The sequence below is a fragment of the Paenarthrobacter sp. FR1 genome (assembly GCF_051106045.1).
GTDB lineage: Bacteria > Actinomycetota > Actinomycetes > Actinomycetales > Micrococcaceae > Arthrobacter > Arthrobacter nitroguajacolicus_A.
On sequence record NZ_JBPFSF010000010.1, the window covers coordinates 76,689 to 92,042 of the forward strand.

The following is a 15,354-nucleotide window of genomic DNA, read 5'->3' on the forward strand; positions in this document are numbered from 1 at the left end:
CGGCAAACGGCCGGCATTGGTCATTCAAAAAACGGATTGTCTAGAAGACAGAACAGCGAACTTAGATGCTGTATTCCGCAGGTCCGCGCACTGTGGCATAGGGCCCTGGCACGAACTGGTAGCCGCCACCACGGACGGTGGCGACGGTGTGTCGGGCGGAGCCTAGCTTCCGCCGCACCCTTCCAACATAAACGTCGATCGAGCGAAATGCCGCGCCGGGAAGGTCAAATGACTCCAGGAAACGTTGCAATTCTTCACGACTGATGGCCCGTGAGCAGTTCACCACGAGGTAGCGGAGCAGCTTGTATTCCATGCCAGTAAAGGCCACGGGCTCGCCGTCCAGCAGCACTACTTCAGCGGCGAGGTCCACCGCAAGTTGGCTGCGGCGGCTCGCCAACGTTACGGGCTCGACGGCGGTGCTGCCGCCCGCTGAGGCGCCGTCGCCGCCGTCGGAACCTGTCGTGGAACGGGCCTCGGCGAGGGCTTCGGCGAGCGAAAGAGCGCTCGTCCCTCCAGAGGTGGTACCGGCGTCGGCGGCTTCCTGCGGAGTGCCGCCCCAGGAAGTGTCGCCGACGCCGGAGTGCTGTGCCCCGATGGCGGGCCAGATACGGACTTCCGCCTCCGGGGCAAGTTTCATGGCACGGGCCAGCACAAGTCGTGCTGCCCGCTCCCAGACCTCAGGATCGATCTCGTCGCCCTCGGCCGGGTTGACCCAAAGTGCCAGGCCGCGCGCGTTCAAGCCGGGCCGCCGCGCGGAAGAACCGCGCGACGGGGGCGGCCCGTAGGCATTGACTGCCATGGCGGTGGACCTAAACGTTGCCGCGGCGGAGCAGCTTGCCGCCGGGGTTCTGGCCGTCGATCGGGGTGCCGCGCAGGTACGTCTTGCGGACGACGCCGGCCAGCGGACGGCCGTCGTACGGCGTGATCGGGTTCTTGTGCTTGAGCTTGGTGACGTCCACAACGAAGGCCTCGTCCGGAGCGAAGATGGAGAAGTCGGCGTCGTAGCCCAGTGCGAGCTGGCCCTTGTTGTGCAGGCGGGCCAGGGCGGCGGGCTTCTCAGCCATCCAGGAAACCACCTGTTCCAGCGGGATGCCGCGGTGGCGGGCTTCGGTCCAGATCAGGGAAAGGCCCAGCTGGAGCGAGGAAACGCCGCCCCAGGCTACTGCGAAGTCGCCGTTTTCCAGGTCCTTCAGGTCCAGTGTGGAGGGGGAGTGGTCCGAGACGATGCAGTCGATGGTGCCGTCCTGCAGGCCCTTCCAGAGGAGCTCGCGGTTGGAGGCCTCGCGGATGGGCGGGCAGCACTTGTAGGCCGTGGCGCCGTCGGGGATTTCTTCGGCCATGAGCGTCAGGTAGTGCGGGCAGGTCTCAACGGTGAGGTTGACGCCGTCGCGCTTTGCCGAAGCGATCATGGGAAGCGCGTCGGAGGAGGAGAGGTGCAGGATGTGGGCGCGGGCGCCGGTCCAGCGGGCACGTTCGATGACCTCGGCGATGGCCTTGTTCTCGGCGCCGCGGGGACGGGAGGCCAGGAAGGTCTCGTAGTGGTCGCCGCCCGGGTGCGGGGCGCGGTCGATCGCGTGGGAGTCCTCGGCGTGGACGATCATGAGGGAGTCGAAGGACTTGAGTTCCTTCATGTCCTCTTCCATCTCGTCCGCGTCCAGGTGCGGGAACTCGTCCACGCCGGAGTGCAGGAGGAAGCACTTGAAGCCGAAGACGCCTTCGTCGTGCAGCGGGCGGAGGTCGGCCTTGTTGCCGGGGATGGCACCGCCCCAGAATCCGACATCCACGAATGCCTGGTCCTTGGCGACCACGCGCTTCTGCTCCAGGCCGTCCACGGTGGTGGTGGGCGGGATGCTGTTCAGCGGCATGTCGATGATGGTGGTCACGCCACCGGCTGCTGCGGCACGGGTGGCGGAGGCGAAGCCTTCCCACTCGGTGCGGCCGGGCTCGTTGACGTGGACGTGGGTGTCCACCAGGCCGGGGATGAGGGTTTCGTCGTCTGCGAGTTCGATGACCTCGTTGCCCGTCAGGCCGTTGCCCAGGGGTTCGATGGCGACGATAACGCCGTCGCGGATGCCAACTTCGCGGGCGGCGAGGCCGGCGGTGGTCAGGATGCGCTGGCCCCGGATAACGAGGTCATAGGCGCCGATTGCTTCAGACATTGAGGTACTCCTTGTTTTCGGTCCGTTCCGCCAGGTACACGCCTATGTGCCTACCTAATTGTTCAAGCAACGGACCTGCTTCAGCGATACATTTTTGGACATCTTTTTCCAGATCGGTCAGTGCGTGGACCGTGTGGAAGCCGGAATCCGTGAGTTGTTCCCGGCTCAGGGTACTCCGGCCGCACACTGCGATCACGGGAACCCCGGCCCTTTGTGCCGCCCGCGAGACACCCATGGGCGTCTTGCCGAGCAGGCTTTGCTCGTCCAGGCTGCCTTCTCCGGTGATCACCAGGTCGGCGCCCTTGAGCCTGCGCTCGAGTTCAGTGAATTCAAGAACGACGTCGATGCCCGGCCGCCGCTCTGCCTTCAGTGCCGCGATGGCAATGTAGCCAACGCCGCCTGCGGCTCCAGCGCCTTCTGCCTTGGCGGCGTACTTGGCATGGGTCCCGGTGGTGGCTGCGAGGACGTCGACGAAGTGGCTTGCCGCGGCATCCAGTTCGGTGACGTCGTCCGGCGTCGCGCCTTTTTGCGGACCGAAGATGGCCGGGGCTCCGCTGGCCCCCAGAAGGGGATTGTCGACGTCGGACGCCAACACGAACTCCGTTGCCTCGACGCGGACGTCGAAGTTGGAGAAGTCGATTGTGTCGATTTCCGTGAGTGCGGCACCGCCGCCGGGGAGCTCGTTGCCGTCCTTGTCCAGGAAGACGGCGCCGAGGCCCTGCAGAACTCCTGCGCCGGCGTCGGTGTTGGCGCTGCCGCCCACACCCAGGATGATCTTGCGGCAGCCGAGGTCCAGCGCGGCCCTTATGAGTTCACCCGTGCCGATGCTGGTTGCTTGCTTGGCCGTCTGGGACGTGGGGCCGTCCGGGAGGAGGGCGAGACCGGAAGCTGCCGCCATTTCGATGACAGCTTCCTGGTCCCGCACCGCGAAGTCGGCCTTCACTGGCTCGCCGAGCGGGCCGGTGACGGTGGTGGTCCGGCGGGTGAAGCCGGAGCCGATGGCGGCGTCGATGGTTCCTTCGCCGCCGTCGGCCACCGGAATGCGTGTTGCTTCAATGCCTTGGCCGAACCCCGCCTGCAGGCCTGTTGCCAGGTGCTTGGCGACGTCGGGCGCGGACAGCGAGCCCTTGAATTTGTCCGGGGCGATGACAACACGCATTCCGGTGCCTCCTTACTGTTTTCTCTAGGCCTTGGTCAGAATCGCGGTGGGTGCATCCGCTGCGGTCTCTGCCAGCTCTTCGAACTCGTTCACGCCGTTGATCTCAACGCCCATGGAGATGTTGGTGATCTTTTCCAGGATCACTTCAACCACCACGGGAACCTTGAACTCGCCCATCAGTGCCTTGGCCTTGTCGAAGGCGGCGGGCAGGTCGTTCGGGTCCTCAACGCGGATGGCCTTGACGCCCAGACCTTCAGCAACCTTGATGTGGTCCACGCCGTAGCCGTTGGTCTCCGGGCTGTTGATGTTCTCGAAGGCCAAGGAAACGTTCTGTTCCATGTTGAAGCCGCGCTGGCTCTGACGGATCAGGCCCAGGTAGCTGTTGTTCACCACAACGTGGATGTACGGCAGGTTGAACTGTGCGCCAACGGCCAGTTCCTCGATCATGAACTGGAAGTCGTAGTCACCGGAGAGGGCAACAACGGTGGCGTCCGGGGTTCCACGAACAACGCCCAGTGCTGCCGGAGCGGTCCAACCCAGCGGGCCGGCCTGGCCTGCGTTGATCCACTTGCGGGCACCGAACACGTGCAGCATCTGTGCGCCGGCGATCTGCGACAGGCCAATGGTTGACACGTAGGTGGTGTCGCGGCCGAAGGCCTTGTTCATCTCCTGGTACACACGCTGCGGCTTGATGGGCACGTTGTCGAAGTTGGTCTTGCGGTGCAGGGAGCCCTTGCGCTCCTGGCACTCGGCAACCCAACCCGAGTAGTCCGGCAGGGTCTTGGCTGCCTGGCGTTCGCGAGCCAGCTCCAACAGACCGTCCAGCGCCGCACCGGCGTCGGACGCGATGCCCAAGTCCGGCGAGAAAACGCGACCGATCTGCGTCGGCTCGATGTCGATGTGCACGAACTTACGGCCGGCCGTGTAGGTGTCCAGGCCGCCGGTGTGACGATTGGCCCAACGGTTGCCGATGCCGATCACGAAGTCGCTCTGCAGGAATGTCTCGTTGCCGTAGCGGTGCGAGGTCTGCAGGCCAACCATTCCGGCCATCAGCTGGTGGTCGTCCGGGATGGCGCCCCAGCCCATCAAGGTGGGGATAACGGGAACGTTCAGGATCTCGGCCAGCTCAACCAGCTGCGCCGAAGCGCCGGCGTTGATGACGCCGCCACCGGCAACGATCAGCGGGTGCTTGGCTGCGGTCAGCAGGTCCAGTGCCTTTTCCAGCTGCTTACGGGAAGCCTTGGGCTTCTCGATGGGCAGGGGCTCGTAGGCATCGATGTCGAACTCGATCTCGGCCATCTGAACGTCGATGGGCAGATCCAGCAGGACCGGGCCTGGACGACCCGAACGCATCAGCTGGAACGCCTTCTGGAACGCACCGGGAACCTGGCCCGGCTCCAGGATGGTCATGGCGAACTTGGTCAACGGCTTGGCGATGGACTCGATGTCCACGGCCTGGAAGTCTTCCTTGTGCAGCTTGGCAACGGGTGCCTGGCCGGTGATGCAGAGCATGGGGATGGAATCAGCCTGGGCCGCGTACAGCCCGGTGATCATGTCCGTGCCAGCAGGGCCCGACGTGCCGATGCAGATGCCGATGTTGCCATCAGCTGCGCGGCTGTAGCCGTCGGCCATGTGGCTGGCGCCTTCAACGTGGCGGGCCAGCGTGTGGCGGATGCCGCCGTGGGCACGCATTGCTGAGTAGAAGGGGTTGATCGCTGCGCCGGGCAGACCGAAAGCTTCGGTTGCGCCTTCCTTTTCCAGGATGGCGACTGCCGCATCAACGGTGCGCATCTTAGCCATGGTGTACTCCTTGAAGTCTGTTTTTGGGTGTGTTGAAGCGAGTTTGTGTACAGATAACGCCTTCTAGAAGGTGTTTTCCGGGCGTCAGCTGTACACAAACTCTTTTGCCGTGGGGGCTGGTCTTACTTCCGGCCGCTGAGCTGGAGGACCTGCTTGAAGAGGCCCGAGTGGTCGAGGCCGCCGTCGCCCTGGTTGACGGTTGCGGCGACGAGCTGGGCGACAACTGCGCCGAGCGGGACAGCGACGTTGGCTTCGCGGGCTGCGGAGGTGACGATGCCGAGGTCCTTGTGGTGGAGGGCCAGGCGGAAGCCGGGGTCGAAGTTGCGGTCGAGCATCTTCTGACCCTTCTGGTCGAGGACCTTGGAGCCGGCCAAGCCGCCGCCCAAGACCTTCAGTGCTGCGTCGGTGTCCACGCCGTAGGCCTCAAGGAAGGCGATGGCCTCGCCGAGGACCTGAATGTTGACGGCTACGATCAGCTGGTTTGCAGCCTTGACGGTCTGGCCGGAGCCGGACGGGCCGACGTGGACGATGGTCTTGCCCACTGCGTTGAGGACATCCTGTGCTGCCTCGAAGTCAGCAGCTTCGCCGCCGACCATGATGGACAGTACGGCGTCGATGGCGCCCTGCTCACCACCGGATACGGGAGCGTCGAGCGGGCGGATGCCAGCTGCGACTGCATCGTCCGAGAGGCGCTTGGCGACATCCGGGCGGATGCTGGATGCGTCGATCCAGATGGTGCCCTTCTTCGCGTTGGCGAAGACGCCATCCTTGCCGCTGACTACGCCCTCAACATCGGGGGAGTCCGGGACCATGGTGATGACGACGTCGGCGTCCTTGACTGCGTCCGCGATGCTCGTGGCACCCTGGCCGCCCTCGGAGACGAGCTTGTCGATCTTGTCCTGGCTGCGGTTGAAACCGGTGACCGTGTGGCCGGCCTTGACGAGGTTGATGGCCATGGGGAGGCCCATGATTCCGAGTCCGATGACTGCAACGTTGCTCATTGTGGTTCTCTTTCTGAAAGTCTGTTTTAGCTCAGGTGTGCTGGTTGGCGAGTCGGCCGCCGTGGTGGGTGCCGCCGTCGTAATTCAGTTGGCGTTGGCGCGCTGGCGGATGGCCCAGCTGAAGGCCGATTCCTGCGGTTCCTTGTACTCGAGGCCGATGTAGCCGTCGTAGCCGAGTTCGCGGCTGCGGGCGATCAATTCGCCGAGGGGGAGCGTGCCGGTTCCGGGAGCTCCGCGGCCGGGGTTGTCGGCGATCTGGATGTGGCCGAAGTCCTTGGCGTGGTTCTCGATGACGGATTCGACGTCGTCGCCGTTGACTGCCAGGTGGTAGAAGTCGGCGAGGAGCTTGATGTTCTGTGCGCCGGATTCTGCCTTGACGCGGGCGATGACCTTGAGTGCGTCTTCGGCGGTGAGGAGCGGGTACTTGGGTGCGCCGCTGACCGGTTCGAGGAGGACGGTGCCGCCGATGCGGGCGACGCCTTCTGCTGCTGCGGCGAGGTTCTTGGCGGCGAGTTCGTCCTGCTCTTCAGGGGTGAACTCGTCCTGGCGGTTGCCGTAGAGGGCGTTGAAGGCCTTGCAGCCGAGGCGCTCACCGATGCCGGCAACGACGTCGATGTTGTCCTTGAACTCGGAGCAACGTCCCTTCCAGGAAACCAGGCCGCGGTCGCCGCCGGGCATGTTGCCTGCGTTGAAGTTCAGGCCCGTGAGCTGAACGCCGGCGTCCTTGATGGCGTTCTCGAATTCACTTACTTGTGCGTCGGTGGGGACGGAGGTTTCGAAGGGCCACCAGAACTCGACGGCGTCAAAACCGGCTGCCTTCGCGGCGGCGGGGCGCTCGAGCAAGGGCAGCTCCGTCAGGAGGATGGAGCAGTTCACTGTGTACGTCATCGTAGGTCCTTCCGAGGAGGGGCTTTGATCTATCTTCCGGGTTGCTTGGCTGTTGCCTTGGTGCTTGGCCTCAGTTTCCGCTTTGTGGAATTTAGATTCTGCTTTATGAAAAGTTTAGGGAAGGCGGGGGTCTGAGTCAAGGGGCGGGTGGGAGGCAGGGGTTTGGGATACCAAGTGGCGCAAGTTGGTGTATATCGACTCGCCGCCCTGCGGGATTGAAGCGCTACAGCAGAGTAAGAACCCCGGCCACGTCTCCCGCCGAGATCATGGTGACGCCATAGAATTGCTCCGGAGCGCGGACCTAGGAGGAAACGTGAGTGTTGCAGTCGCGGCTTTGATTGGCCCGTCCTTGGCTAAGGCCGCCGGGGCAGGCGTTGCGAAGGTGGCCAGTTGGGGGGCGAAAGCTTTTCTGGAGGAACGCCGACGTCGGACGATTCGGTCGTTGGTCCACAGTAAGGCCCGGGCTGCTCAGTTGGAGGCACTGTCGGAACTGAAGCACGAGCAGGCCCTGGTTCTAGCCGATTTCTGTCAGTCTCTTGAGATTGAGAAGTTTGCCACCGCGCTGTCCAGTGCTTCACTAATCGAAGGTGCAGGCAAGGGGGCCGATAAATTACTTCTGACACTTAAAGAGGAATTCGCTGCCGCGATGAGGTTATGGATGGGGGACCCCATCGATGATCTGGTAGTCAAAGCAGTTTGGGAAGCGCTGTTCGAATGTGTGACCAAATGTATAGCACCGTTGAATGGGCGCGGAAAAGTAGCACCCACTCTTGAAGCGGAATTGATAGCAACGGTTGGCAGCATGGCCGCAGCGAGTGTGCGGAACACTGAGCTGCTTCAGGGTCTTGGGAATATTGAGGACATCCACGGGTTCGAGGTAGCGCTCAAGGGGCAGATCGCTGGTGTCCACGGGATGATGCGCTTGCCACACGCTGGGACAACACGCCAGGTTCCTTATGACCAACTGTTCGTTGATCCCTACGTTGCAGTTGAAGGCATAGACGTAGACCTCACTGGACAGACGGATGCAGGAATCGAAGTCCATGCTCTGGTCATAGGGTCATTGCGGTCGGTCATACTTGGAGACCCGGGCGGCGGAAAGTCGACTCTCACCCGAAAGTTGATGTTCGACATAGCCGCAGATCGCGTGGAGGGGTTGCAAGGACGGGTCCCCTTTTACCTTGAACTTCGGGATTATGCGGCCTCGGTCCGAGGTCAATCGCGCCAGACACTTATCGAATACTTGGAAGGCGTATGTAAGTCTCCGTATAATATTGAGGCTCCTAAAGATGCCATCGAGTATCTCTTGCTGAATAACCGTGCTGTTGTGTTGCTCGACGGGCTTGATGAACTACTGGACGTCTCATTGCGGAGAGATGTCGTTCAGGCCGTTGAAGGATTCGCACATCTATACCCGACCTGCCCAATGCTGGTTACATCTCGACGCGTCGGTTACGCCGAAGCGGCACTAAATGCCTCCCTATTCACTCACGCCAATTTAAGTGAGTTCAACGGCTCGCAGGTTAAGGCATATGTTCAAAGATGGTTTGCGCTCGATGAAGGCGTTGAATCGTCCCAGAGGGGACAGTTGGCACGCTCGTTCATGGTCGATAGCCAGTTCGTTTCCGATCTTCGAGTCAATCCACTCATGTTATCGCTTATGTGCGGGATTTATGCCAGTGAAAATTATATTCCGAGGAATCGACCTGACGTCTATGAGAAGTGTGCTCTTCTTCTCTTTGAACGGTGGGATAAGCAGCGTGGAATCATTCCTGATCTGTCCTTCGATGCTCATGTACAATCTGCACTGCGGGCTCTGGCCCTTCATATCTTTGAGGCAGAGTCTGCAAATGCATCAGAGATCGATGACGATGAGACTCCCCATAGTGAGGGGATTGGTAGGCGTGAATTGACATCATTCTTGAGTAGGTACCTACGCGAGAAAAGATTTGACAATGATGAGGACGCTGAGACGGCCGCGATAAAGTTTCTGGACTTTTGCAAGGGTCGCGCCTGGGTGCTGACGGATGTTGGCGCGGAAACGTACGGTTTTACCCATCGAACTTTTCTCGAATACTTTGCGGCAAGTCAGCTTGTGCGGCTTAATACCTCTGCTGACGCGCTCTATGCGCGACTCAAGGATGACGTCCGGAATGGAAAGTCCGACGTCGTTGCTCAGCTAGCCCTGCAAATCCTTGGACGTAATACGGAGGACGGCGCTGATGACTTTTTGGACCTTGTAGTTAGGGATGCATCCGGATCGGAGCCCGCAGATATAAATAGTATCTCCTTCGCCGCGCGCGCCCTGCATTTCGTTGTACCTCGACCAGACGTTCTCAAGGCGATCTGCGATCATGCTGTACGACTTCGCGACAATACGAAGCCAATGAGTTACTTAGAATATCTCGACCCCGTTGAATTCCTTATGCGTTGTTCTCCCGAGAATGCACCTCGCGTTGCGGCCGCGATGCGCGAAAGCTTCACCGCGAGATTTGCAGATAATTCTCTAGACGAGAGGCTGCTTGCGCTAGTCTTTCTCGAACATCGGGCGGTCAATGACTTCTGGCGTGCATGGGTAGCTGAAAATACAATTGTGTATAGGCATGTTCTCGAGAAGGCTAGAAAGAAGTACTATTGGACCGCTGTTCTTGAGTATGAACGTGGAGTTATCGATCTATCCCAGTTGTTGAAGCGTCATGGTATCAAGAGCTTATACGATTTTACTATTGACCGGTTAAGGGACCGACCTCCTTTTGTATACAGATTTCTAAGTCGTGCTACTCATGGTGGTTTTGAAGGCCTCTCTGGTCCCGTAAATCCTGAACGCTCAAGGCAGATTGCTCAGGAAATCTTGTCTGTGCTTCCGGAACGTCCAGGACCTTGGATGCGTTGGAAAAATGATTATAGGAGTACGGCTTCAATTTTACTGAAAACGCGCGGCAGGCACGCGATAGAGGATGCTGTTCGAATATTGCTTGCGCTACCCTTGCTGGAGATCGCAGATGTGAAAACCTCACGAATGATGTATCGAGAATTTGAAGAGATTATTTCGCAAAGACAAAGTAATGAGCAAGTGCTTTTTCTAAACGCGGAAACTCTGTTGCTATTTTCGGATTTTCCGTCGGCTCTTGGTTTGGTGCAAGCCTGGGTATCCGATGATTTTAGTCTCATACGAAACCCGCCCAAGGAGAAGCAAGTTATTGAGTAGCTGGATCGGCGGCGAGCACCCGAGTCGCCTCGCACGGGCGAGCTTCCTCGGGGCAGCCCGCGGCGGATAGTCAACCGTCTCGTAGACACGCCCGTCGCTTTTGGTTCGTATCCCACGTGGCGGGAGCGGCTGCTCATCGCCTACTCGTGCTAGAGCTAGAGGTTCCCGATTATTCCTGCTCCATGAGTTCTTCGTCTGGCCGCCGACTCTGTCGTCAAAGGAGTTTTGCCACTTGCGCCGTTCACGCAACAGCGCTCCTGACTTTGAGCACGCCGGTTTTTAAGGGCTGGCGCAACTCGAGGCCGTGTCGGCTGACAGCCCAAGTTTCAACCGGATTTTCTGGGCCGTTCCGGGACGGTCTGCCATGCTCGACGTCCAGCTGTTCCACGAGGATGTGAAGTCCGTTTGTGTCTTTTGTTTTGCTACGTTTTCGGTGCCGCTTAAGTCGTCGTACATCAACTCTGTGAGCGCTTCAATGTCGGCTTTGACTGTCCCGGGCCATAGGGTCTTGTCATTCGTCAGCTTTTCGATAGTCGCCCGGTAGGTATCTCGAAGTGCCGCCGTTGCAGTTTTCGATGCCTGCAAGTCGAATGGCTCTGCTTGGACGACTTCGGAGGTCTTGTGGGCTTGGATGTTGCTGGGGCATACAGCCGCCAAGTAGGCCTTTCCTGCTTCTTCGGTGGTAAGCACTGTGGGGACTGATGTCGGCGTGAAGGTCGGCGGCGTACTTGGTGACGCCTCAAGTGAGATCGCGGTTCCTGCGCCACAGCCTGAGAGTGCGAATGCGGTCGCAACGAGGAGCGTCTGGAGTTTCTTCATGAGGTTTCTTCCTGTGTTTCGAGCAGAGTAGGAGACAGCACACGGCGAAGGTGGGGCGGTTACGCGGAACACGTTTGGTCGGCTCTGGCTCGGAGACGAGTTTAGGGCATGTTCGTCAGCTGGGCCGGAACAGTTCTGCAGTGGGTAACGGGCCGATAATTTCCACGATTGGTTGGGGGATGGAAGCTTCCCGTTTCCAGAGGGGTTTTTACTTGTGGGGGGTGACCCTTCGTTGGTTTGCCCTTTGGGCTCACCGTTACAAGACGGTTACGCTGCCGAGTGCAAGGGTGACCTGTCGTTGCACCGGGCTGTTGCTCCTCCGCCAGGTGGCGGTCGGCAGCTCGACAAAGAAAATCCCCGTTTCGAAACCAGTCATCGATGTTGTCGCCCGTCGACGCACCCAATGGGACCCTAATATTGATTTACAAGATTGTGTTTCTAGGACAGATTGTGCCATCGGTGATTTTCGCTAACTCAGCGGAGGTTTCGTACGGCAAATAGGCAAGGAGGGCCCCATTGGCCTCAAGCCGCACAAATCCGCGTCTCGCCAGGGAACAATTGCCGAGACGCCCGTGACCGTGAGCTGGCGAAGATAGCCAGCGCAGCCGTGTTCAGGAAGCTCGGCCGCCTCATCGCAACCCTGGACCTTTGATGGTGCTGGAGTCAAAATGCCCTATCATGCGTCCGTTTTGAAGGGGCCCGGTCTCCTTCACAGTTCCTTTTGCAGTCGTTTCATCCGCGGTTTGTTAGATTGAGGGCAAGAGAAGGGAATGCAGGGTGGCCAGTTACTACTCCGTCGATGAATTGCGTGCTTACTCGGGAGGGCTGACTGCGTCGGCAGCTCGAGAGCAACTGAGGCAATTTACCAAGTCCGCCAACCAGACGTTTGACGTCTTCCTAAGTCATAGCTTCCAAGATGCTCAGGCGATATTCGGGCTCCGAAAACTGTTCGCTGATCAGGGCCTGCGTGTCTACGTCGATTGGATTGATGATCCAGAGTTGGAACGATCTCATGTTTCGCCGTCGACGGCTGCGCGGCTACGCGAGAGGATGCAACAGTCCACCTCTTTGGTGTACGCGACCTCCAGGGCTGCTAGTCGGTCACGATGGATGCCGTGGGAGCTAGGATACTTTGATGGCTTCCGAGGTGATTCCAGGATATCGCTAATGCCCATCGAGGACCGTGGGCAAAGCGCCCTAGGTGGACAGGAGTACTTGGGGCTGTACAAGGCCATCGAGAAAGTCGGGGTCGGTGGTGGCCTTACGCGCCCATATGCCGTGCGCCCTTCGGGACGTCAAGGTGAACCTCTGAGCTCATTCGCTACCGGTCAGGGGCGATTCGTTAACTTGGTGTCGTCGTGACTGAGGAGACGAACGGGAAGCCCGTACAGCAACTGGACCATCACAAGCACATGGACTACGTCCAAGCGGTGATCAACCGACTGGCTGGCAATTCATTTCTTATGAAGGGGTGGGCCTTGACGGTGTCCTCTGGCCTGTTGGGATTTGCCGTGTCAGGAAACAAGCCTCTTCTGGCCCTCGTCGCAGCGCTGCCCGCCCTGGTGTTTTGGATACAGGATACGTACTTCCTTCGTCAGGAACGCGCATTTCGCGAAATGTTCGACGATATTGCAGCTCAGAATCTTGTGGGATTCAAAATCAAGCCCGGGCCTTACGCAGAAAAGCAGTCCTGGAAAATATTCTGGTCGGTCAGCCTTTTCTGGTTTTATGGATCAATTGTCGGTGTTAGCTTGCTGGTTTGGGCGGTGATGGCATTCAGCGTCTCTGCGGCTCGCGTGCAGCCTCACTTGCTCAACTGGTGACCACTAATCCGCATTGACCAACTGAGGAGCGACCGTGGGTAAGTGGAGGTCATTGCCTCCTACTGTGCCAATGCACCACGAAGTTCAGCGGCGATCTCATCTAGGTTGTCTTGCGACCAAACGGCGTCGGGTGGCCACATCTGGGGAATTCGATCCCCGGTTGCCCTGGGAACAATATGGATATGTAGGTGGAATACAGTCTGACCAGCGGCGGCTCCGTTCGATTGAATGATGTTCAATTCTCGCGTGCCGGCCATTTTTGCGACTCCCGACGCCACTAGACGTGTCGCCTCGGCGAGATTCCGCCCCATCCCGCGATCGACGTCCCATATGTCGCGAGCGTGCCGCGTGGGGATGACGAGAACATGACCAACTACAGCGGGTATGTCGGGCAGAAATGCGATGACATCCTCGCTACGCCAGACGACACGTGCTGGTGTGCGCCCCTGCGCGATATCGCAGAAAACGCAACTTTCCTCTTCAGATGAGGAAGACCTCATGGCCGTCTATAGCCGTTCGTCGCCCAGTCAGCGATGTTGCTTTGAATCGCGGTGTAGATGTCGGAGCTTGATGGGGCATATTTGCCTGTGTATTCGGCGGGATCATACACGGGTACATAATCCGCGTATGTCCTCGTGCTATCAGAGAAGCCGAACGAAGCGAAAGGGTTTGCACCTGGCATGTCAGTGGCCTGCAACGAATTCTTTAGTCCGTGAATACGGATACCTAGCAGGGGCTTTTTGATGGACCAAGCGCGCTCGATTTCATACTTTACAAACTTTCGGGAGGCGGTCTCATTGCCTATTAGAACAATGACCGCTTGCTTGTACTTCATTTGTTCATCGATCCACGCCTTCACGGCAGTATCGCCCCGACTCTTGACTGCCTCCCAATCTTGTGAAGGAAGCTCCAGTTGCTGGTCCAGTGCGCCCATCTTTAGAACCTGCTGTACCCGCCAGTGATCGCGCTGGTAGTGAAAGCTTACGAACGATGATCGCGCCATTAGTACTCCTTGGTTGATTTTTCCACTGGACAGTTTCTGGTCACCTAGATACATGCATAGCCTACGATGCAATCAGACAGTGACCACCGACGGCACGGGATGAATCGTGGGTATTCCCGCAAGTTGCTCCTGACGCAGGCGATGCCGTGTGACTGGTCGGAAAGTTCCACGGTGATTTCTACCCAGTCGGCGGAGTGGAGAATCGCCCAGTCGACGCCCGCCGGGAATCTTGTAGTACTCATATCGGGCTGGCGTCCACTGCCAGCTAAGCTGAGGAACGCCGATAAGGCACGGCGGCGATGTGGTGGCAAGGACCATCGTCACTGTTTGCGAAAGGACAATCGAATGGCTCGGCCGACAGTTCAGGACGTCGCCAGGACGGCGGGAGTGTCCGTGGGGACGGTGTCGCGCGTCTTGAACGGAAGCCTAGCTGTAAGTGCGTCGGCCAAGGAGAAGGTCAACGCCGCCATAACGGAGCTCAGCTACCGGCCTCTCGCCTCTGCAAGGGATCTCCGGAGAGACAGAACAATGCGCGTCCTGGCCCTCGCCAAGAACCTGGACTCGTTGGTGATCAGTGAAGTCTTCCGAGGTGTCGGCGACGCTGCCGCGGACTCCGGCTACGTCAGCCTCATCGCGGCCACCGACGGGGACTTGGATCGCGAACAACAACTCGTGGACATGCTGCGGAATGGGTCCGTGGACGGGCTGGTGATCTTCTCGCCAACGATGCCGGACGAGGACGTCAACACAGTTGCCGAGCAACTTAGCGTCATCCAGGTCTGTGAGGTCGTCGACGCCGAGGCGGCATTTGGGGTGTCCATCGATGACCGCCAGGCCGCCTACGACATCACCAAACACCTGATCACCACCGGCGCCAAGAAGCTGGCCATGCTTGCCCATAGGGGGGCCCGTTCGGGCCGGCTGCGTGAAGATGGCTTCCGGCAGGCACTCACTGAGTCGGGCTTGGAAGCAGACCAGATCCTGCTGGGCGAAGGCAACTTCGGCTTCCACTCCGGCCGTGCCCTCGCAAGGAAGCTCCTCAAAGCAAAAGACCTTCCCGACGCCGTCTTCTGCGGAACCGACATCGTCGCTGCCGGGTGCGTCCGGGAACTCACTGACGCGGGCCTAAAGGTCCCAGGGGATATCGCCGTAGCCGGTTTCGATGACTCGGCCCAAGCGGAAATGTGCGTCCCGGAGCTGACCACAGTCCGCCAGCCAGCCTACGAAATGGGCCGCGTAGCTTTCGCCGAACTCCTGGAGCGAATGACCGTCGAGGGCTCGCATCGCAAAGGAAGAACCTTCCTCCCGCACGAACTCGTCATCCGAGACTCCACAAAATAAAGAGGGTTGACAGCCCTCAGTGGTCCCTGTCACACTACTTTGGAATCGATTCCATGGCCTCAAGGCCGATTCTTTTGAACACATTTGGAATCGATTCCACGAACCACAAGCACCACCGGCAAAGAAGCCACCCTCAGCACGCGGGACAGCCAA

General features: G+C 59.5%; 12 protein-coding genes. 3 read left to right on the forward strand and 9 right to left on the reverse strand.

What is annotated here, in order from left to right:
- Positions 1-61 precede the first annotated feature (61 nt).
- The 6 genes from ACR30Z_RS18025 to ACR30Z_RS18050 form a co-directional block, all read right to left on the reverse strand.
- Complete coding sequence (locus ACR30Z_RS18025; RefSeq protein ID WP_434373979.1) at positions 62-799, reverse strand: winged helix-turn-helix domain-containing protein; 738 nt, start codon at positions 797-799, stop codon at positions 62-64.
- A 10-nt stretch (positions 800-809) separates the two neighbouring features.
- The gene (gene allB, locus ACR30Z_RS18030; protein WP_018778733.1) at positions 810-2,159 is read right to left on the reverse strand and encodes an allantoinase AllB; all 1,350 of its coding nucleotides are present in this window, start codon (positions 2,157-2,159) and stop codon (positions 810-812) included.
- Positions 2,152-3,318 carry a glycerate kinase gene (locus ACR30Z_RS18035; protein WP_434373982.1) on the reverse strand — a complete coding sequence of 389 codons (1,167 nt, stop codon included), beginning with the start codon at positions 3,316-3,318 and terminating at the stop codon, positions 2,152-2,154. The genes allB and ACR30Z_RS18035 overlap by 8 nt, the downstream gene beginning before the upstream one ends.
- 24 nt (positions 3,319-3,342) lie before the next feature.
- On the reverse strand, positions 3,343-5,118 hold the full coding sequence (gene gcl / locus ACR30Z_RS18040; RefSeq protein ID WP_207594954.1) for a glyoxylate carboligase: 1,776 nt from the start codon (positions 5,116-5,118) through the stop codon (positions 3,343-3,345).
- Between the two features lie 122 nt (positions 5,119-5,240).
- Positions 5,241-6,203 carry a 2-hydroxy-3-oxopropionate reductase gene (locus ACR30Z_RS18045; protein WP_434374161.1) on the reverse strand — a complete coding sequence of 321 codons (963 nt, stop codon included), beginning with the start codon at positions 6,201-6,203 and terminating at the stop codon, positions 5,241-5,243.
- Positions 6,204-7,007, reverse strand: a complete 804-nt coding sequence (locus tag ACR30Z_RS18050) for a hydroxypyruvate isomerase family protein (protein ID WP_434373984.1) — start codon at positions 7,005-7,007, stop codon at positions 6,204-6,206.
- Positions 7,008-7,320: 313 nt separating this feature from the next.
- On the opposite strand from ACR30Z_RS18050, the gene ACR30Z_RS18055 reads away from it, so the two are divergent.
- The gene (locus ACR30Z_RS18055; RefSeq protein WP_434373986.1) at positions 7,321-10,215 is read left to right on the forward strand and encodes an NACHT domain-containing protein; all 2,895 of its coding nucleotides are present in this window, start codon (positions 7,321-7,323) and stop codon (positions 10,213-10,215) included.
- Positions 10,216-10,494: 279 nt separating this feature from the next.
- On the opposite strand, the gene ACR30Z_RS18060 is transcribed toward ACR30Z_RS18055, so the two are convergent.
- Positions 10,495-11,034 carry a hypothetical protein gene (locus tag ACR30Z_RS18060; RefSeq protein ID WP_434373988.1) on the reverse strand — a complete coding sequence of 180 codons (540 nt, stop codon included), beginning with the start codon at positions 11,032-11,034 and terminating at the stop codon, positions 10,495-10,497.
- 1,358 nt (positions 11,035-12,392) lie between these two features.
- Here ACR30Z_RS18060 and ACR30Z_RS18065 point away from each other — a divergent pair.
- The gene (locus tag ACR30Z_RS18065; RefSeq protein WP_434373989.1) at positions 12,393-12,857 is read left to right on the forward strand and encodes a hypothetical protein; all 465 of its coding nucleotides are present in this window, start codon (positions 12,393-12,395) and stop codon (positions 12,855-12,857) included.
- A 59-nt stretch (positions 12,858-12,916) separates the two neighbouring features.
- Here ACR30Z_RS18065 and ACR30Z_RS18070 read toward each other — a convergent pair whose 3' ends face one another.
- Positions 12,917-13,357: an HIT family protein gene (locus ACR30Z_RS18070; protein WP_434373990.1), complete on the reverse strand. Its 441-nt coding sequence runs from the start codon at positions 13,355-13,357 to the stop codon at positions 12,917-12,919.
- On the reverse strand, positions 13,354-13,860 hold the full coding sequence (locus ACR30Z_RS18075) for a TIR domain-containing protein (protein WP_434373992.1): 507 nt from the start codon (positions 13,858-13,860) through the stop codon (positions 13,354-13,356). The genes ACR30Z_RS18070 and ACR30Z_RS18075 overlap by 4 nt, the downstream gene beginning before the upstream one ends.
- Before the next feature lie 345 nt (positions 13,861-14,205).
- Between ACR30Z_RS18075 and ACR30Z_RS18080 the strand changes: the two genes are divergently transcribed.
- Positions 14,206-15,201 carry a LacI family DNA-binding transcriptional regulator gene (locus ACR30Z_RS18080; RefSeq protein ID WP_434373994.1) on the forward strand — a complete coding sequence of 332 codons (996 nt, stop codon included), beginning with the start codon at positions 14,206-14,208 and terminating at the stop codon, positions 15,199-15,201.
- Positions 15,202-15,354 lie beyond the last annotated feature (153 nt).